Source organism: Idiomarina sp. OT37-5b (genome assembly GCF_002968395.1).
GTDB lineage: Bacteria > Pseudomonadota > Gammaproteobacteria > Enterobacterales > Alteromonadaceae > Idiomarina > Idiomarina aquatica.
On the sequence record NZ_CP027188.1, the window covers coordinates 1,099,320 to 1,118,224 of the forward strand.

Annotated in this window: 15 protein-coding genes; 4 read left to right on the plus strand and 11 right to left on the minus strand. The window is 52.7% G+C overall.

Annotated elements, in window-relative coordinates:
• Nucleotides 1–77: 77 nt before the first annotated feature.
• The gene (rpoS, locus tag C5610_RS05095) at nt 78–1,085 is read left to right on the plus strand and encodes an RNA polymerase sigma factor RpoS (RefSeq protein WP_105306219.1); all 1,008 of its coding nucleotides are present in this window, start codon (nt 78–80) and stop codon (nt 1,083–1,085) included.
• An 11-nt stretch (nt 1,086–1,096) separates the two neighbouring features.
• On the opposite strand, the gene mutS is transcribed toward rpoS, so the two are convergent.
• Nucleotides 1,097–3,670, minus strand: coding sequence for a DNA mismatch repair protein MutS (gene mutS / locus C5610_RS05100; protein ID WP_105306220.1), 2,574 nt, complete (start codon nt 3,668–3,670; stop codon nt 1,097–1,099).
• Nucleotides 3,671–3,704: 34 nt separating this feature from the next.
• On the opposite strand from mutS, the gene C5610_RS05105 reads away from it, so the two are divergent.
• Together C5610_RS05105 and recA are read left to right on the plus strand one after the other, a co-directional pair.
• Nucleotides 3,705–4,205: a CinA family protein gene (locus C5610_RS05105; RefSeq protein WP_105306221.1), complete on the plus strand. Its 501-nt coding sequence runs from the start codon at nt 3,705–3,707 to the stop codon at nt 4,203–4,205.
• A 68-nt stretch (nt 4,206–4,273) separates the two neighbouring features.
• Complete coding sequence (gene recA / locus C5610_RS05110) at nt 4,274–5,362, plus strand: recombinase RecA (protein ID WP_105306222.1); 1,089 nt, start codon at nt 4,274–4,276, stop codon at nt 5,360–5,362.
• A 6-nt stretch (nt 5,363–5,368) separates the two neighbouring features.
• On the opposite strand, the gene C5610_RS05115 is transcribed toward recA, so the two are convergent.
• Nucleotides 5,369–6,727, minus strand: a complete 1,359-nt coding sequence (locus C5610_RS05115) for an anti-phage deoxyguanosine triphosphatase (RefSeq protein ID WP_105306223.1) — start codon at nt 6,725–6,727, stop codon at nt 5,369–5,371.
• 9 nt (nt 6,728–6,736) lie between these two features.
• Nucleotides 6,737–7,954, minus strand: a complete 1,218-nt coding sequence (locus C5610_RS05120; RefSeq protein WP_105306224.1) for an EAL and HDOD domain-containing protein — start codon at nt 7,952–7,954, stop codon at nt 6,737–6,739.
• 88 nt (nt 7,955–8,042) lie between these two features.
• On the opposite strand from C5610_RS05120, the gene rssA reads away from it, so the two are divergent.
• Entirely contained in the window at nt 8,043–9,017 is a 975-nt protein-coding gene (gene rssA, locus C5610_RS05125; RefSeq protein WP_105306225.1) for a patatin-like phospholipase RssA, read from the plus strand.
• Here the strand turns inward: rssA and ggt are convergent.
• From ggt to pspF, 8 genes are all read right to left on the minus strand, one after another.
• On the minus strand, nt 9,014–10,717 hold the full coding sequence (gene ggt, locus C5610_RS05130; RefSeq protein WP_105306226.1) for a gamma-glutamyltransferase: 1,704 nt from the start codon (nt 10,715–10,717) through the stop codon (nt 9,014–9,016). The two genes, rssA and ggt, sit on opposite strands and share 4 nt — an antisense overlap.
• A gap of 96 nt (nt 10,718–10,813) precedes the next feature.
• Complete coding sequence (putP, locus tag C5610_RS05135) at nt 10,814–12,337, minus strand: sodium/proline symporter PutP (protein WP_105306227.1); 1,524 nt, start codon at nt 12,335–12,337, stop codon at nt 10,814–10,816.
• Nucleotides 12,338–12,369: 32 nt separating this feature from the next.
• Nucleotides 12,370–13,170, minus strand: a complete 801-nt coding sequence (locus C5610_RS05140) for an ATP-binding cassette domain-containing protein (RefSeq protein WP_105306228.1) — start codon at nt 13,168–13,170, stop codon at nt 12,370–12,372.
• A complete protein-coding gene (locus tag C5610_RS05145) occupies nt 13,167–14,159 on the minus strand; it encodes an oligopeptide/dipeptide ABC transporter ATP-binding protein (protein ID WP_105306229.1) in 993 nt (330 codons plus the stop codon). The genes C5610_RS05140 and C5610_RS05145 overlap by 4 nt, the downstream gene beginning before the upstream one ends.
• The gene (locus C5610_RS05150; RefSeq protein ID WP_105306230.1) at nt 14,159–15,052 is read right to left on the minus strand and encodes an ABC transporter permease subunit; all 894 of its coding nucleotides are present in this window, start codon (nt 15,050–15,052) and stop codon (nt 14,159–14,161) included. The genes C5610_RS05145 and C5610_RS05150 overlap by 1 nt, the downstream gene beginning before the upstream one ends.
• A complete protein-coding gene (locus C5610_RS05155; RefSeq protein ID WP_105306231.1) occupies nt 15,039–16,067 on the minus strand; it encodes an ABC transporter permease in 1,029 nt (342 codons plus the stop codon). Before C5610_RS05155 ends, C5610_RS05150 begins: the two co-directional genes overlap by 14 nt.
• Nucleotides 16,064–17,683: an ABC transporter substrate-binding protein gene (locus C5610_RS05160; RefSeq protein ID WP_105306232.1), complete on the minus strand. Its 1,620-nt coding sequence runs from the start codon at nt 17,681–17,683 to the stop codon at nt 16,064–16,066. The genes C5610_RS05155 and C5610_RS05160 overlap by 4 nt, the downstream gene beginning before the upstream one ends.
• Nucleotides 17,676–18,764 (minus strand): phage shock protein operon transcriptional activator, encoded by a 1,089-nt coding sequence (pspF, locus tag C5610_RS05165; RefSeq protein ID WP_105306233.1) that lies wholly within the window; start codon nt 18,762–18,764, stop codon nt 17,676–17,678. Before pspF ends, C5610_RS05160 begins: the two co-directional genes overlap by 8 nt.
• Between the last annotated feature and the right edge of the window lie 141 nt (nt 18,765–18,905).

The window sequence follows — 18,905 nt, forward strand, 5'->3', positions numbered from 1 at the left end:
GCGAGGAGGATGAAAAGCAACGGATAGGGATGTCAGCGTGTCGTTTGTCACGAAGGGTTAGACAAGGGGAAGTTGTTATGAGCAGGACCAAGGCAGAGTTGGACGAAAATGACGAAGTCAGTGAAGATTTTGTTGAGGATGATGACATCGAGGAACCGCAACCCGAGGCGCTGAATGCGTCCCGTATTGCTGAAGATGAAGAAGCTGCCTTAGAAGAAGCGCTGTCATCGAATACTCAGTACCAGCGTAAAATGGACGCTACCCAAATGTATTTGGGAGAAATTGGTTTTTCGCCGCTGTTGACGGCCGAAGACGAGGTGTTCTATTCGCGGCGTGCGTTAAAAGGCGATAAAGCCGCACGACGGCGAATGATTGAAAGCAACCTGAGACTGGTGGTTAAAATCGCTCGCCGCTATAACAATCGCGGTTTGGCGCTTTTAGACTTGATCGAAGAAGGCAATTTGGGACTGATTCGTGCGGTCGAAAAGTTTGATCCCGAACGCGGCTTTCGCTTCTCAACTTACGCGACCTGGTGGATACGACAGACCATCGAGCGCGCCATCATGAACCAAACCCGAACCATCCGCCTGCCGATACACGTGGTTAAAGAGTTGAATGTGTATTTGCGTGCAGCGCGGGAATTAGCCCACAAACTGGATCATGAGCCAACCGCCGAAGATATTGCCCGTAGCCTTAATAAGCCGGTTGGTGACATCAACAAAATGCTGCGCCTCAATGAGCGCATTGCTTCGGTTGATATGCCGATGGGCGGGGATGGTGATAAAGCACTGTTGGATCTGCTTGCCGATGAAAATGATGGCGGCCCTGAGGGTATTTTGCAGGACGGCGATCTCAAGGAGCGCATTACGGAATGGTTGGAAGCTCTGAGTCCGAAGCAAAAAGAAGTGTTGGCACGGCGGTTTGGCCTGCTCGGTTATGAACCCTCAACACTGGAGGATGTCGGCCACGAAATTGGGTTAACCCGTGAACGGGTGCGGCAAATTCAGGTGGAGGCGTTACGCAAGCTGAGGGACTTTCTCAAACAACGGGGATTAACACTGGACTCCCTGTTTACCGCGAACTGATAAAAAGGCGCTCAATCGAGCGCCTTTTTCCATTCAAACAGCAAATCCAATGCCTGTTTCGGGCTCAGTTCGTTAACGTCAACGTCCTGTAACTGCTCCAGCAACGCCGTTGCTTGCGGTTCCGGCGGTTGTGGCGCTGCTGGCTGAGGCTCAAGCGGTAAGCTTTGTTGTGCGCTTGACTCTTGCTCCAGCGTCCTTAATTTACGTTTGGCGGCGCTGATGACATGACCCGGCACGCCGGCCAGTTTTGCGACCTGCAAACCGAAACTCTGACTGGCGGCGCCTTCAGCGACACGGTGCAGGAACACGATATGATCCTGGTGTTGTTGTGCTTCGACGTGCACATTTACGGTTCCGGGCAACTGTTCTGCCAACTCGGTGAGTTCAAAATAATGCGTTGCAAACAGCGTTAGACAACCGATATTGCGCGCCAGTTGTTCAGCCACGGCCCAGGCCAGCGACAAGCCATCATAGGTGGAGGTGCCACGGCCAATCTCATCCATTAACACCAGACTTTGCGCGGTAGCGTTATGCAGAATATTTGCCGTTTCGGTCATTTCGACCATAAAGGTTGAGCGTCCTGACGCAATATCATCGGCCGCACCAATGCGGGTAAAGATGCGATCGAACTGACCGATCACCGCGGCTTCGGCGGGCACATAACAGCCCATATGAGCAAGAATAACGATCAACGCGGCCTGCCGCATATACGTGGATTTACCCCCCATGTTGGGGCCGGTTATCATCAACATTTTGCGCTCGGGACTCAATACAATGTCGTTCGCTATGAAGGGTTCGTCACTGAGCCGCTCGATCACCGGATGGCGAGCCTGTTGCAACTGCAGCCGGTTGTTGTCGCTGACCAGTTGTGGCCGGCAGTAGCCTTGTTGCATGGCCAATTTGGCAAAGGCCGCAAGGGTGTCCAGTTCGGCCAGCGCGGCGGCTGTGCGTTGCAGTTCGTTGACAAAGGGCAGGCAGTGCTCAAACAGCTGGTCATAAAGCCATTTCTCGCGCGCCAGGCTGCGAGCCTGTGCCGTCAGTACTTTTTCCTCGTGCTGTTTCAGTTCGGGAATAATGTAGCGTTCGGTGTTTTTCAGCGTTTGTCGACGCTGGTAATCAGCGGGGATATCCCCGGACGCGTTGCGCGATACTTCGATAAAGTAACCGTGAACTTTATTGTAACCGACTTTAAGTGTAGCAATACCGGTACGCTCACGTTCACGGGTTTCAAGCTGTTGTAAATAGTCGGACGCGCCGGTAGCCAGTTCGCGTAACTCGTCCAGTTCGCTATCATAGCCGCTGGCAATGACGCCGCCATCACGGATCAGCATCGGTGGGTTTTCAATGACAGCGCGAGTGAGCCGTTGCTGCAATTCAGCAAATGGTTGTATCACCTTGTCATAGCGCGTCAGCGCCGCTGTTTGACACAGTAGCTTCAACGCCGGGATCAACGCCAGACTGTCACGCAGACGGGCGAAATCCTTGGGCCGCGCGCTGCGCAAGCCAATCCGCGCCACAATACGCTCGATATCGGCAAACTGCTTCAGTTGTTGATGCAACTCGAGGTAACGCTCTTGTTCGCACAACTCTTCGACCGCGTCATAACGAGCCTCTAAGGTCTGTTGTTCGCGGATGGGGCGTTGTAGCCAGCGTTGAAAGTTACGACTGCCCATTGCCGACACGGTTTCGTCGAGTACCGCACTCAAATGCGTATCGGCGCTGGATAAACTTTGTTGCAGTTCCAGATTACGTCGTGTGGCAGCATCTAAAATAATGGCATCGTTCGGCGGTTCGCGCAGCAGCGCCTGAATATGCGGTAACGCCGCTCGCTGCGTCTCTTGTACGTAGTGTAGTACCGCTCCGGCAGCGCTGATGCTGGGGTGTTTATCCTGTAAGCCAAAGCCCTGCAGGTGCTGGGTATTAAATTGACGGGTCAGCAAACCCTGCGCCGTTTCAACGTCAAATTCCCAAACCGCGCGGCGGCAACTGCGGGTTTTGGCCAAGGGTAGCCCGGCAATATCAAAACCTTCCGGGTACAGCAGTTCGGCCGGCTGCAGCCGTTGCAGTTCGGCCGTTAACTGCTCGTACGAGTGGGCTTCAGTAAGCCAGAAGCGGCCGCTGCTCAATTCCAGTACCGCAATGGCATAGCCGTTTGCCAACGGATTGACGGCGGTGAGAAGATTTTGCTGGCGCTCATTCAGCAAGGATTCGTCGGTAATGGTGCCCGGCGTCAGGATCCGTACCACTTTACGCTCAACCGGGCCTTTACTGGTGGCCGGATCACCAATCTGTTCGCAAATGGCAACGGATTCGCCCTTATTGACCAGTCGCGCGAGGTAGTTTTCGGCGGCGTGGTAGGGCACACCGGCCATCGGGATCGGCTCACCATTACTGACGCCGCGTTTGGTCAGCGAAATATCAAGCAATTCGGCGGCGCGTTTGGCGTCATCAAAGAAAAGCTCGTAAAAATCACCCATCCGATAGAACAACAACATGTCAGCATGTTCTGCTTTTATGCGCAGGTATTGCTGCATCATGGGTGTATGTGATTGGATCGACTGTTCAGAAATAGCGGACGCTGGCATACTTTAGTTATCTTTTTATTAGGATCCGAAAATTATGGTAACAAGCCGACAAAACTGGGCGCAACTGGTGTCGCTGGCGGCAACGGTTGGTCAACAGTTGACCGCCCGCCAGCAAACGCTGGCAACCGCAGAGTCCTGTACCGGCGGAGGTATAGGATACGTCATTACGGAAGTGGCGGGAAGCTCTGCATGGTTTAATGGTGGCTTAATCACCTATACTAACGCACTCAAACAGCAGTGGTTGCAGGTACCCGAAACCACACTGACGGAATTTGGTGCGGTATCGCAACCTTGTGTTGAAGCGATGGCACGAGGAGCTTGTCAGGCCGCCTCAGCGGATTGGGCGGTTGCCGTCAGTGGTATTGCCGGACCGGAGGGTGGCAGTGCGGAAAAACCGGTGGGTCTGGTGTGGATGGCCATTGCCTGTGGCCAGCAGACCGAGAGCTTCTCGCAGGTTTTCGAAGGAGACCGCGAAGCGGTGCGGATACAGACCATAGCAACGGTTTTGAATCGCTTACTAAAAAAATTATCGTAATAACTTGATACTGTAAAAACATACAGTATACTGTTCATAAAACCAGTAATTAATAGTTGGAGCATAGCATGAGCAACGATCGTTCAAAAGCACTAGATGCAGCACTTGGACAAATTGAACGACAGTTTGGTAAAGGATCCATTATGCGTCTGGGTGATAACCAGACCATGGACATTGCCTCAGTGTCAACCGGCTCGTTAGGGCTTGATGTCGCCCTCGGCATCGGTGGTCTGCCATTTGGACGTGTCGTTGAAATTTACGGACCGGAATCGAGCGGTAAAACCACGCTGACACTGCAAGTTATCGCAGAAGCTCAGAAAGCCGGAAAAACCTGTGCGTTCGTTGATGCTGAGCACGCATTGGATCCGATTTACGCGGAAGCGCTTGGCGTTCAGGTTGATGACCTGTTGGTGTCGCAGCCGGATACGGGCGAGCAGGCACTGGAAATCTGTGACATGTTGGTGCGTTCTGGTGCCGTTGATGTGGTTATCGTCGACTCGGTTGCCGCGCTTACGCCAAAAGCTGAAATTGAAGGCGAGATGGGTGACAGCCACGTGGGTCTGCAGGCGCGTTTGATGTCACAAGCGTTACGTAAATTGACCTCTAACATCAAAAAGTCGAACAGCCTGTGCATCTTCATTAACCAAATCCGGATGAAGATTGGTGTGATGTTCGGTAACCCGGAAACCACAACCGGTGGTAATGCGTTGAAATTCTACTCGTCAGTACGTCTTGATATTCGTCGTACCGGTGCTCTGAAAGAGGGCGACGAAGTGGTGGGTAACGAAACTCGCGTGAAAGTGGTGAAAAACAAAGTAGCGCCGCCATTTAAAGAAGCAAACTTCCAGATCCTATACGGTCGCGGCATCTCCAAAGAAGGCGAGCTTATCGACTTAGGCGTTAAACACAAGATGGTCGATAAAGCGGGCGCTTGGTACAGTTACAATGGCGATAAGATTGGTCAGGGTAAAGCGAACTCAATGAAGTTCCTGCAGGAAAACCCGGCTATCGCGAACGAGCTGGAAGGACGTTTACGGGAACTGTTGTTGACTAAACCCGTAAAGAAAACCAAGGAAGATCGAGAAGCTGAAGCGGCTGCTAAAGCCAGCAAGGCCAGCGATAAAGCCGAGGCCGATGACGATCTGTCATTGACCTAGGCGTTATTAAAACCTCGATGTCATGCGCGGCGGTGAGTTCACAGAGAACATTTCCTGATGAAGTCTCGCCGCGTAAGCATCGGTCATTCCTGCCAGATAATCCGCAATAACCCGATAGGGGTTGCCCTTGAGTCCCTGCTCGAGACGCTGTTTTTCCAACTGATAACGTTGTTTGGTGTTTTCGGGTAATAAACGCTCCGGATCGACCGCGAGTGCGTCAAAAATTTCCATCACCACCTGTTGCCCTTTGAATTCCTGAATTTGCATTTCGGGTTTGCGAATAACAAATTTAAAGATGAATTCTTTTAGCGCCTGTAACAGCTTGTGTTCTGTCGGACCCAGTAACGCTTGGTATTGCAGAATAGGATCGTCAAATGTGACTGGGTAGGGTTGTAGGGTCGCTGAGGTCACCAAACGGTTAACCAAATCGCCGATGGCACGTTTGCGCTGATAATGCTGTGCTGAGAACAGCAAATCGGTCAGCTCAGCCGCATTAAACTCAGGTAATTCCGACTCCAGCTGTTGCAACAACTCATACATTTCAGCCATCCAGCGATCGCGCTGGATTAAACCGACCACAATGGCGTCTTCCAGATCATGCACGCCATAGGCGATGTCATCGGCGAGCTCCATGATCGACGCATCAACGCTTTTGTATTGACTGCGGCCATGTTGATGTTCACTAGGCTGCTGTGAAAACTGCTGTAAGCGCTCGATATCACGATCACACAGTGCGGAAAGTACCCACTTTAACGCATCGCTGTCGTCATCATACAGCGCTTTCGCCGGCAGCCAGTCGCGGGTTGGTAAATGACGGAAATCACTGATGTCCTTTGGCAGTCGTTTGCGTCTTGCCTGATGCATGGTAACCGGATACTTCAACAGTCCGAGCAGTGTGCGGCGGCATAAATTCATTCCGGCGTCGGCCGTGTAGGCCTCTAACTGGGTGACGATACGAAAGGTTTGACCATTGCCCTCGAAGCCGCCGTGATGTCGCATCATGTAATTGAGCGCAATTTCACCGCCATGACCGTATGGCGGATGACCAATATCGTGCGCCAGACACAAGGATTCGATCAGCGATTCAGACAGTTGCAGAGACTCTGCAAGTTCGGTCTGGTGTTGCTGAAAATGAACCACCAGGCCACCACCAATTTGGCTGGCTTCGAGCGAATGAGTTAGGCGGGTACGCGGAAAGTCGTGCATACCAATGTACATCACCTGAGTTTTTGCCTGCAGCCGTCGAAATGCGGCGGAATGTAACACCCGGGCTTTGTCTTTCTGATAGGGCGTACGGGTATCACCGGAACGATCCGCCGGTGTTGATGCTTGCATACGTTGTTGCCAGATATCCGAGTGCTGCATAGTACCTCCTTAAGCACTTCCGCTCGCGGCCCGCGCCCAACTTGAGGCGTCGTGGTACAGTTTGATCACCGTATCACTGGACAGTTTGAGCTGTTTGGCGGCCTGATCAATTTTCTTCCAATGGACGCGCTCGATCGCTTCAGCGGTAATCAGAAAAAAACCAATCGCGCCTTTTTTATCAATCAACGCGTCGCGAATGGTGGTGCCGGCATGAATGTGCGTTAAAATTTGGCTCAACTCATCGTCCATCATCGCATCAAGCTTAGAGAGCAACCCTGACAGGAAAGCGGTACCGGGGTCGGCACCATAGCGTGGATTCATCTGCGCCAGTTGTTCACAAAAACGCGCGCGGGTTATTGATAACTGTGTTAACTCGTTGGGTTTACTCTCGCCCAGTGAGGCGGTCGATATTAACGCAACAAACTTGCGTATTTCGGCCTGTCCCAGGCGCACGACGGCTTGTTTTAATGAGGTTATTTCCGAGCGACGGGCAAAAAACGCGGAATTCACAAAACGCAGCAACTTGTAGGAAACGCCGGTGTCACGCTCAATAATTTGGGCGATTTCGTCGGGGTTATAGTCGTCGGCGGATACTTTATCCAGCAGCTCCAGATAGACTTTTTGTGACGCCGATAAAGAACGGCGTTGGATGACTTCCGGTTTAGCAAAAAAGTAGCCCTGAAAGTAATCAAAGCCGAGCTCGAGTGCTTGCTTAAATTCATCGTAGGTTTCTACTTTTTCCGCCAGATAACGTCCTGTAAAGCCGCGGTGTGCGCGCATTTGCTGCTTAATCTGCGCTATCGACAGTGCGCGGAAGTCCATTTTGACGATGTCGATCAGCGGCAAAAAACGCTGCCAGCGATCATCAAATTCAAAATCATCAAGCGCTACTGTGTAGCCCTTATCCTTCAATGACGTTACCGACTGAAAAACGTCGTCGGTTGGGGCTACCGTTTCCAGCAGCTCAACCACCGTGTTTTGCTTGGGTAGCAGTTGAGGTAGTTGGTTGCAGATCGATTGTTCCGTGAAATTAATGAACGCTCTATTCTGACCGGTTAATGCTTCAATGCCGGTACTCAGTTCGCTGCTCTCAACCAGCCGTTCCGTGGCTTCATCGGAGTCAATGTCCGGGAACGCATTCTCAAAGCCATCTCGAAACAACAGCTCGTAGGCAAACAGGCCTCTACGACGGTCAAAGATGGGTTGCCGCGCTATATAAAAAATCACCGAGTTTTCCTTATCCGTGTGAGTTGTTTTATGCTACAAATGAGGCAACTCAGTGTACGTTGTTAGCAGGGAATTAGGAAGAGTTTACATGTCAGAAGTCAAAGTAGCATTGGCGCTCGGTTCAGGAGCTGCCAGAGGCTGGTCCCATATCGGTGTGATCAAAGCATTAGAAGAAATGGGTGTGCGGATTAATATGGTTGCCGGAACCTCAATCGGATCCTTGGTAGGCGCTGGGTACGCGTCCGGTCGGCTGGCCGAAATCGAGGATTGGGTGGTTAATATGGGGCGCTGGGAAGTCTGGAATTTGCTCGACTTTGGTTTCAATCAAGGTGGACTGATCGGTGGTGAAAAGGTGTTTAACGAGGCTCGTGAGCAGTTTGGTGCCAAAAACATCGAAGATCTGCCCATTACCTATGGTGCCGTGGCAACGGATCTGTACAGCGGACGTGAAATTTGGCTGCGCAAAGGTGATTTGTACGATGCCTCACGGGCTTCCTGCGCGATGCCCGGCATTTTAGCGCCGAGTGCGATGGATGGGCGCTGGCTGATTGACGGTGGTTTGGTTAACCCGGTTCCGGTATCACTGTGTCGCGCGCTGGGGGCGGATTTTGTCATCGCCGTGCACCTCAACTCGCAGTTAAACTCCAAAGCACTGGAGCAACGCGGACGCAACATTCCGCCGCAAACTGAGGCCGAAGAAGCGCAGAAAAAGCAGTTAGAGCACAAAGCGCGGCATGACGAGTCGGGTTTTTTCGAGAACTTCTGGTCAAGCAGTCAGCATTATTTCGATAATATTAAAGATCGATTTAAAGCCAACCCGCATAAACCGCCGGGTATGTTCAGCGTCATGTCCAGTGCCATTGATATCATGCAGGAGCGTATTACCAAAGCTCGTATGGCCGGTGATCCGCCGGATATTTTAGTGCAGCCCAAGCTAGGCCATATTGGCATTATGGAGTTTGATCGTGGCAACGAGGGCATCGACATCGGTTATGAGACCACGCTACGCATGCGTGATCTCATTATGGACGAAATCGAATTGTTTCGGGAGCGACGGGGTTAATAACCCGCCGCGTGCCCGTCTTTGCGGCTCTCGGAGGCGCCGTAATAGACATCTTGCTGATGGTTTTTCCAAATCGCTTGATAACCGCCGAATGGGCCGACCGCTTCTTGCAGGGTATGGCCCATTTTAATCAGTTCACGACGGGTATGTTTCGAAAAACCATTCTCCAGATGCACGGTGCCGCCGTCGGTCATTTGGCCGCCGGTTGGCTGACCCGAACCGGTATGCAGAATGCGTGGTGCGTCACCGGCTTCTTGTAAATTCATACCAAAATCAATGATATTGATGAGAATTTGCGCGTGCATCTGTGGCTGCGTAGCACCGCCCATAACGCCATAACTCATCAGCGGCTTACCATCTTTGGTGACAAACGCCGGAATGATGGTATGGAACGGCCGCTTGCCCGGCTCATAAACGTTATTATGGCTGGGGTCCAGATGAAACAGCTCACCGCGGTTCTGCAGTACAAAACCCAGACCTTCAGGGGTTACACCGGAGCCCATACCGCGGTAATTACTTTGAATCAAAGACACCATATTACCGTCACTGTCGGCGGTGGTCAGATAGATGGTGTCGCCTTCGGTGGGGGGATTACCGGGTTCAACCGCTGCGGCAGGCTTGTTCGGGTCGATCAGTTTGGCGCGTTGTTTGGCGTAACCTTTGTCTAATAAGCCCTCAACCGGTACCTCGTTAAAGGCAGGGTCCGAGTAATATTTGGCACGATCTTCAAAAGCCAGCTTTTTGGCTTCGACAAAATGATGGACGTATTCGGGGCTGTCAAACCCCATCTCGGCAACATCAAAGTTTTCCAGAATGTTTAAAATTTGCTGTGCCGCGATGCCCTGGGTGTTGGGTGGTAACTCCCATAAGTCGTAGCCACGGTAGCTGCTGGACACTGGGTCGACCCAGGTTGATTCGTGCGCCGCCAAATCCTCATAGGACAAAAAGCCTCCGTGTTGCTGCACAAAGTCACCGATGGTTTCAGCGATTTCGCCTTCGTAAAAGGCGTCACGACCTTGTTCGGCCAACATCTGATAGGTATTGGCCAGATCCGGGTTGCGGAAGCGTTCGCCTTTCTGCGGCATGGTTCCGTCTTTCATAAAGACCTCAGCAAAGCCGGGCTGGTCTTTGAGAACCTCACCGTTGCGTTGAAAATAATAGGCAATCACCTCAGTAACCGGAAAGCCCTGACGCGCATACTCAATCGCCGGCGCTAACACCTCCGACATCGGCAGCGCGCCGAAGCGGTCGTGCAATTCAAACCAGCCATCAACGGCTCCCGGTACTGAAAGGGGCAATACACCGCGTGCCGGGATGCTGTCATAACCGTTGTCGATAAAATAGTCACGGCTCAGTGACTGTGGCGAGCGACCGGATGCGTTTAAGCCATAAAGGCGTTCGCTGTCGGCATCCCAAACAATGGCGAACAGGTCACCACCAATGCCGTTACCGGTCGGTTCAACCAGCCCCAGCACCGCGTTTGCGGCAATTGCGGCATCAATCGCGTTGCCGCCTTGCTGCATGATGTCGAGCGCCACCTGGGTTGCCAGCGGTTGGCTGGTTGCCGCCATCGCATTGGGCGCCATGGCCTCTGAACGGGTGGCAAAATGGTGGCCGGTAATGCGGTCGGCCGCCTGTAGCGAATCCGCTGCCAATGTGCAGCCCAACGCGAGCGCACAAGAAAGTAGGGTAGTCTTCATAACGATCTCCTCGCTTAGGTAACCTGTCCTAACGCTGTAGATACAAAAAAGGGCCGCCGAAGCGACCCTGCTTTTACTGCTTTAGCTTACTACCGATTACTTCTGAGTGTGGTAGTGGTCATCGATGATTTTTTCCATTTCATCGAATTTATCCTGCAGTTCCTGTGCCGGTTCTTCGGTCAGTTTACTGAACACGATGATGGCCAGTACCGACACGATAAAGCCAGGTACGATTTCATAAACGTAGCCGCTTAATGGCTGGCCGCCAAATTCCGGACCATAAATCCAGAACAGCACGGTCGCAGCACCCAGAATCATACCGGCAAGGGCACCGTGACGGTTCATGCGCTTCCAGAACAGGCTCAGAATGACCACCGGACCAAAGGCCGCACCAAAACCTGCCCAGGCGTTAGATACCAGCGTGAGGACGGTATTTTCCGGGTTCCAGGCCAACCAGATAGCGACCAGTGAAACCAGCAGTACCGAAATTCGGCCAACGGCAACCAGCTCTTTATCGCTGGCGTCCTTACGCAGGAAGGCTTTGTAGAAGTCTTCCGTCAACGAGCTTGAACTCACCAATAATTGCGACGAGATGGTACTCATGATGGCCGCCAGAATAGCTGCCAGCAAGAAGCCACCAATCAGCGGGTGGAACAAGAACTGCGAGAAGATAATAAAGATGGTTTCAGCATCGGCCAGTGTCATTTTCGTTTCGGCGACGTAGGCAATACCCACGAAACCGGTTGCCATCGCACCGATAATGGAAACAAACATCCAGCTGATACCGATACGGCGTGCACTCTTGATGTCACTGACGGAACGAATCGCCATAAAACGGACGATAATGTGCGGCTGGCCAAAATAGCCCAGACCCCAGGCCAGTAATGAGATAATACCCAGTGCAGCTAAGCTTTCACCGGTAGCCCCATCTTTAAAGAAGTCCAGGAAGGACGGATTGATGTCGCCAACCTGGCCGACCACGTCGCTGTAACCACCGAGTTCGGCGAAGGCGACAATCGGCACCAGCACCAGCGCTACAAACATGATGCAGCCCTGCACAAAGTCGGTCATGCTGACCGCCAGGAAACCCCCGAACAGGGTATAAGCGCAGACCACCCCGGCGGTGACCCAAAGGCCGGTGGTGTAATCCATGCCAAAGGAGCTGTCAAACAGCTTACCCCCGGCCACCAGACTGGCTGACGTATACAGGGTAAAGAATATGATGATAACCACCGACGAGAAGATACGCAGTTTGCGTCCTTTATCGTTAAAGCGGTTGGCAAAATAATCCGGAATGGTGATGGAATCGTTGGCAACCTCAGTGTATGTCCGCAAGCGCGGTGCAACAATGATGTAGTTGAGATACGCACCAATGAGCAAACCCACAGCTATCCACAACTGTGACACACCAGAAACATAAATCGCTCCGGGTAAGCCCATCAGCATCCAGCCGCTCATATCCGATGCACCGGCCGAAAGCGCCGTCACTGCAGGACCAAGGCCGCGGCCACCCAGCATGTAACCGGATACCGAATCGGTCGCCTTTTTATAGGCATACAGACCGATGCCAAGCATCACAAGAAAATACAGCGCTAGCGATATCAGAGTACCTGTTTCCACATTAAACTCCCTTAATTTTAGTTGTAGCGACGTTAGCGCTTCTGTCGCTTTTGGTTTAAGTGTTCTGTCGTTAAGTGTTCATGCAACAACTGTTCTACGTAAGGTTGTTGCGGTTCTGTTAGTAATAGTTCGGTTTTCTCAAACGCGATCATTTTACCACGATACAAAATTAAGATCTTGTCAGCAATGTGTTTCACGATTTGCGGCGAATGTGTCACGAAAATGTACGAAATACCCATTTCCTGCTGGAGATCGAGCATTAGGTTAATAATTTGTGCTCTAACGGATGGGTCCAGTGCGACCAGCGCCTCGTCGGCCACGATGATTTGCGGCTCCAGAGCAATCGCGCGAGCAATGGCAACACGTTGTTTTTGACCGGTGGACAACATGTGCGGGTAAAACTCGTAATGTTCGGCCAGCAATCCCACCTTCCGTAAAATTTTCTTTACGTAATCATCGCGTTCCGCGGCACTCAGGCTGGTATTAAACAGCAGCGGCTCTTCCAGCTGTTGTCCGATGGTGCGCTGACTGTTGAGCGATTTCTCGCTGTCCTGAAAAATCATGCGGATATTCTGGCAGCGCTGCTTGGTGTTGTTGTCATACAGCTTCTGGCCGTTCAAATAAATGTCGCCGGAGGACGCGTTGTCGACTCCGGCCACCAGTTTCGCCAGAGTCGACTTACCGGAGCCGGTTTCACCCATGATCGCCAGTGTTTCGCCGGCCTCGAGCGTAAACGACGTGGGTTCCAGCGCAACGGATCTCGGGCTCCAGGGCCAATCGCGGCGACCACGAAACGTTTTGCTAAGGCCTTTTACTTCCAGTACATGGCTCATGATTGCGGCTCGTTTAACGGAAAATGACAATGAAACAGTTGCTCGTCACGGATCTGCGCCACCGGTGCTTTCACACATTGTTTTTGCGCGTACGGACAGCGCGGCCCCAGACGGCAGCCAATCGGCATATGTCGCAGGGTAGGGACCGCTCCCGGTAAAGTTGGTAAGCGCGATTTGCGGGGTAAATCGTCCTGATTTTGCAATGACATACGAATCATCGAATCAGTATAAGGGTGCGCCGGCCGTTCCAGAATGGTCTGCGCATCACCGGTTTCCATTAACTGCCCACAATACAGCAGGGTCAGGTTCTGGGTGGCCGGCAAAATCGACGCCACATCCTGAGTGATCAGTAACACCGACATATCCTGGCTGACCGCCAATTTGGTGAGCAGACGTTGGATTTGGTCGCGGGTTGACGGCTCCATCGCGGTGGTCGGCTCATCGGCGATCAACAGTTTTGGACGGTGAGCCACGGCAATCGCAATACTGACTTTTTGCGCAATACCTTCGGACAACTCAAACGGATAGCTTTTTAACACCTTATCATGGTCGCGCACACCGACCCGGTGCAGCAATTGTCGTGCACGGGTTTTACGATCGATGCGCCGGCGCAGAAACGTACCGGTGACGTCACCTTTAGGGATGGCTTCATCAATTTGCTGCTCGATGGTGTTGTTGGGGTCGAGATACGCGGCCGGATCCTGAAAAATCATCGCCATGTCCCGGCCGGTGACGGCGCGTCGCTGCTTACTGTTCATGGCCAGTAAATCCTGGCCGTTCCACCACAGGCGGTCAGCGGTGACGTGCCAGGCCGGGTTGATAACGCCAATCACGGCTTTAGCCAGCAAACTTTTACCGGAGCCGGATTCGCCCACGATGGAGTGGATTTCACCGGCCTTCAGTTGCAGGTTTACGCGGTCGAGAATGCGTACCCGACCTTGCGGCATATCCAGTTCGATGGTGAGGTTACGAATATCCAGTAAATCCATCAGTTCTCCATCCGTTGTTTGATTGCGCGGCGCAGACTGTCGCCGACCACATTGATGGCGGTGATGGTCAAGAACAGCGTAATCCCCGGCAACACCATCGACCAGGGCGATAAGTACACCTCATCAAGACTGCGGGACAGCATTGAGCCCCACTCCGGCGTCGGTGGTTGCACGCCAAGACCAAGGAAGCTGAGAGCGGCTATGTCCATAATCGATACCGATAATGCTACCGTCAGTTGCATCACCAACGCCGGTGTGATGTTGGGTAATATCACCCGATACATCAAATAGGTATTGGAGCAGCCATTCAAACGCGACGCAGTGACGTAGTCTTTTTGCCATTCGCTGTGTACCGCGTTGCGGGTGACATAAATAAACTGCGGAATTAACGACAGCGTGATGGCGATGATGGCATTGCCCAGACCCGGACCCAAAATCGCGATGATCACCAGTGCCAGCAAAAACGATGGAATGGTTAATACCCGGTCAAAGACCTGGCCGAATACTTGATATTTAAAGTTGCGATCAACACCGGCGACAGCGCCCATGAAAATGCCAAAGGTCGAGGCGACAATGACCGTAGCCAATGGCAGCGCAAAGCTGTAAACCGAGCCAATCAGCAGTCGCGACAACATATCACGGCCAAGGTCATCGGTACCGAACATATATTGCATATTACCGGCATCGGTCCACGACGGCGGGAGCGAAATGGCGTCGGTAAATTGCTGCGCCGGATCAAAGGGAGCCAGCAGCGGTGACAATAAGGTCACCGCCAGCAAAATGATCAAAAACCACAACGCCACCATGGCCGCAATGCGGCTGCGAAACGAGTACCAGACCAACTGCAGCGGTGAGGGATTATTATCCCGGTAATACAGGTCAGGTTGCGCCATAACGTTCCTCTCTGACAATCGGGAAGCGCCAACCGCGATAGAGTTCAAACAGCAGATTAGCAAACAATGTGGTGGCAACCAGGATCAGCAAGGCGGCCTGAATGACCGGATAATCCCGGTCAATGATGGCCTTCAGCAGCCAGGAGCCGATACCGGGCCAGTTAAAAATGGACTCGACAATCACGGCATTGGCTAACATCAGACCGAAGATAAAGGTCAGTTGTTGCAGAATACCCTGAATGGCATTGGGGATAGCGTGTTTAACCGCTACCCGCAACGGCGACAGGCCTCGGGCACGAACGGCTTTAATGTAAGGCTGCTGCATCACTTCGACGGTGGTGTTGCGCATCATCCGCAACAACAGCATGGCCGGCAGGCTGGCCAGTACAATCACCGGCAACACCATATGAGCCAGGGCATCGCGATAAGCTGCTGCTTTATGCGCCGAATCACTCAGGGGAATGTCGAGCAACACTGAACCCGACTGAGGTTCGATCAAAAACAGCGGGTCGATTTGGCCGGTAATGGGCAGCCAGCGCAGTTTCACCGCAAACAGCAAAATCAATAGCTGAGCCAGCCAGAACACCGGAATCGAGTAACCCCCGACCGCGATTGAAACAATGGTCTTGTCGACACCGGAGTGATAACGCATGGCGGCTAGCGCCCCCAGCGGCAGCCCGACCACCAAGGCCAGTAGCAAGGCCAATAGTAAGATTTCGGCGGTTGCCATAAAGGTGCGGGAAGCTTCCAGCCACACCGGCTGTTGGCTGACCAGCGAGTAACCCCAGTCAAAGTTGATCAGATTTTGCAGGTAATAAACGTATTGCATGACGAGATTATCGTCACCGCCGCGTAACGCGAATTCGCTGGCGTAGCTGTCACTGATGGCGCGGATACCGGACATATTGGTGATCACGTCGCCGGGAAACAGCCAGTTGAGCAGAAAACTGAACACCGTCAGCAACCACAACGCCAGCGTAAAATAAATCAGTCGGTGCAGTAAAAAACGCGTCATGGCTTAAGCTCCTTGCCGGCTCGCCGAAAACTGATGCCGCCATAAGGAGGCAGCTCAACCCCGGTGACAAAGTCCTGTTGCGCTTGATAGCGCATCGAGTGGGCGATCGGCAATAACGGCACCTGCTGGTTCAGCAGATCCTGCGCCGAACGATACAACTGGCGGCGTGTCTCGGTATCGGTGGTGGCGATGGCCTCCAGTAAAATTTGGTCGAAACCGGGATGACACCAGTTAGCGCGGTTACTGCCAATGGCAACGGCGGCGCAACTGAGCAACGGGCGGAAGAAATTATCCGGGTCGGCATTATCCGCATACCAGCCAATCAGCGCCGTATCGTGTTCGCCGCGACTCAGGCGGCGGCGGAAACTGTTCCATTCGTAGCTGACAATGCGGGCGTCGATGCCAACCTGAGCCAGATCCGACTGCATCAGCTCGGCCATACGACGGGCGTTTGGGTTATAAACCCGCTGCACCGGCATGGCCCAAATGGTCATCCGGAAGCCATCGCGAACGCCGGCCTGACGTAGCAGTTGGCGCGCTTTCTCGGGGTCATAATCAACGTCACTACCATTGGCACTGTATGCCCACGAGGTCGGCGGCAAAATCGAGTCAGCACGCTCGGCGCTGCCATAATAGATGGCGTCGATGATGGCACGTCGATTGATGGCGTGGCTCAGCGCCTGGCGCACGGTGGGATCATCAAAAGGCTTTTTCTGCGTGTTAAAGGCCCAGAACGCCACGTTCGGGCTTACCTCTGATTTCACTTCAATTTGCGCCTGGTTCAGCGACTGCAATTTACTGACCAAAGGGTAGGGGATAACGTCACATTCGCCGGTCACCAGTTTTAACATCCGTTTATTGGCGTTGGGCGTTATCGAATACACCAGATGTTCAATTTGCGGGCCTTCACGCCAGTAATCCGGATTGCGGTTATAGCGAATAAAGTAATCTTTACGATAAGCGGCAAAGCGGTAGGGACCGGTGCCGATGGGCTGATGATCAATACGTTCCGGGGTTCCGTCGACGGCCAATTGGCCAGCGTATTCCGCCGACAGAATCACGGCAAAATCGGTGGCCAGATTGGCTAAGAAGGAGCTGTCAGCGTTGTTAAGGATAATATCAATGGTCATGGTGTCGACTTTCACCACCCGTTTGATCAATTTATCCAGCCCGGTTGCTGTGAAAAACGGGTAATTGCCGCCACCAACGTTATGGTACAGCGACGTTGGGTCTAGCCAGCGGTTAAAACTGAAGATCACGTCGTCGGCGTTAAACGGCCGCGACGGGGTAAAATAGGCTGTGCTATGAAAGGCCACGCCGTCGCGTAATTGAAAGCGGTAGCGGGTACCGTTGTCGAGCGCCTGCCATTGTTCGGCCAATGCCGGCACAAACTGCTGCGTTTCGGCGTCGTAATCGATGAGGCGATCGTACAATTGCGCCGCAGTGGCATCGACGGTTGTGCCTGAGGTAATCCGTTGCGGGTTAAACCCTTCCGGATTACCCTCAGAGCAGTACACCAGCCCTTTTCGAAGCGGCTCGGGCAATTGTTGTTCATTACTGCAGGCAATGCTGAATAGACCAAGCACTAAAGGCAGCGTCATTCGCAGATTAATCATTATCGCCGTTGGTACCTTCCAGTAGTTGATATTTTTTAAGATAACCCCGTAACTGATGATAGGTTAATCCTAAATGCTTCGCGGTCTTCTTCTGGTTAAACTGACACTGTTTGAGGGCCTCTTTCAACACCCGAATTTCAAACGCTTGTGATTCCTGTTTTAAATCCAGTGGTTCACTGACGTCCAAGCGCGGCTCGGCGACCGCCGCCGCGGGTGCCGGCGCTGTTGTTGCCGCGGCCGGAGTTGCTGCCGCTGTCGGCGTTGTGGTTGCAGGGTTGGCTGGCCGCGCCTGCGGACGGAACGGGCTGTCAAAGGGATCAAGTACAATCTCCGAGACCGGAATATGACCGTTACCGACCCGATAGACACTGCGTTCGATGACGTTTTTCAGCTCCCGTACATTACCCGGCCAATCATACTCCAGCAACAACCGCTTTGCTTTTTCGGTAAAGCCACTGAACAATTCATATTCCAATTCCCGCGCCATGGCAATGGCAAAGTGTTCCGCCAGCACCAGAATGTCCTCCTGACGCTCGCGCAGCGGCGGCAGGGTAATCACATCAAACGCCAGCCGGTCGAGTAAGTCGTGGCGAAACTTGCCCTGTTCCGCCAACGTCGGTAAATCCTCGTTGGTGGCGGCAATTAAGCGGGTATCGACTTTTACCGGGCGTGAACCACCGACGCGTTCAAATTCGCCGTATTCAATTACCCGCAGCAGTTTTTCCTGCACCAGCATCGACGTATTGGCCAGCTCGTCCAAAAACAACGAGCCACCGTCGGCGCGTTCAAAACGACCCTCATGGCGTTTGCTGGCACCGGTAAAGGCGCCGGCTTCGTGGCCAAATAATTCACTTTCGAGTAAGTTATCGTTAAGGGATGCGCAGTTTAGGGTAATGTATTTCTGATCCCAGCGTTGCGACAGAAAGTGGCAGCGCTGTGCAATCAGCTCTTTACCCGTACCGCGCTCACCGATGATCAGGATCGGTTTATTCAGCGGAGCCACTTGCGAGACGTGTTCCAACACTTCGACGAAGCTGTTGGACTGACCGATGAGGTTATCCTTTTGGCGAAATTGGCTCATGTTAGGTAAAATCCCATTTTTATAGTTATTTTTGCCAATTATTAGTCGAACTTACAAATAAGTGCAAGCGGACAATCGTTTTATTTCAATAAAAATCTAACAAAAACAGATGGTTAAGTCGAATTTAAAAGTTGGCCTGAT

Coding starts and splice junctions, on each gene's coding strand:
- rpoS (WP_105306219.1), top strand. CDS start 78: ATGAGCAGGACCAAGGCAGAGTTGGACGAAAATGACGAAGTCAGTGAA.
- mutS (WP_105306220.1), bottom strand. CDS start 3,670: ATGCCAGCGTCCGCTATTTCTGAACAGTCGATCCAATCACATACACCC.
- C5610_RS05105 (WP_105306221.1), top strand. CDS start 3,705: ATGGTAACAAGCCGACAAAACTGGGCGCAACTGGTGTCGCTGGCGGCA.
- recA (WP_105306222.1), top strand. CDS start 4,274: ATGAGCAACGATCGTTCAAAAGCACTAGATGCAGCACTTGGACAAATT.
- C5610_RS05115 (WP_105306223.1), bottom strand. CDS start 6,727: ATGCAGCACTCGGATATCTGGCAACAACGTATGCAAGCATCAACACCG.
- rssA (WP_105306225.1), top strand. CDS start 8,043: ATGTCAGAAGTCAAAGTAGCATTGGCGCTCGGTTCAGGAGCTGCCAGA.
- ggt (WP_105306226.1), bottom strand. CDS start 10,717: ATGAAGACTACCCTACTTTCTTGTGCGCTCGCGTTGGGCTGCACATTG.
- C5610_RS05140 (WP_105306228.1), bottom strand. CDS start 13,170: ATGAGCCATGTACTGGAAGTAAAAGGCCTTAGCAAAACGTTTCGTGGT.
- C5610_RS05145 (WP_105306229.1), bottom strand. CDS start 14,159: ATGGATTTACTGGATATTCGTAACCTCACCATCGAACTGGATATGCCG.
- C5610_RS05150 (WP_105306230.1), bottom strand. CDS start 15,052: ATGGCGCAACCTGACCTGTATTACCGGGATAATAATCCCTCACCGCTG.
- C5610_RS05155 (WP_105306231.1), bottom strand. CDS start 16,067: ATGACGCGTTTTTTACTGCACCGACTGATTTATTTTACGCTGGCGTTG.
- C5610_RS05160 (WP_105306232.1), bottom strand. CDS start 17,683: ATGATTAATCTGCGAATGACGCTGCCTTTAGTGCTTGGTCTATTCAGC.
- pspF (WP_105306233.1), bottom strand. CDS start 18,764: ATGAGCCAATTTCGCCAAAAGGATAACCTCATCGGTCAGTCCAACAGC.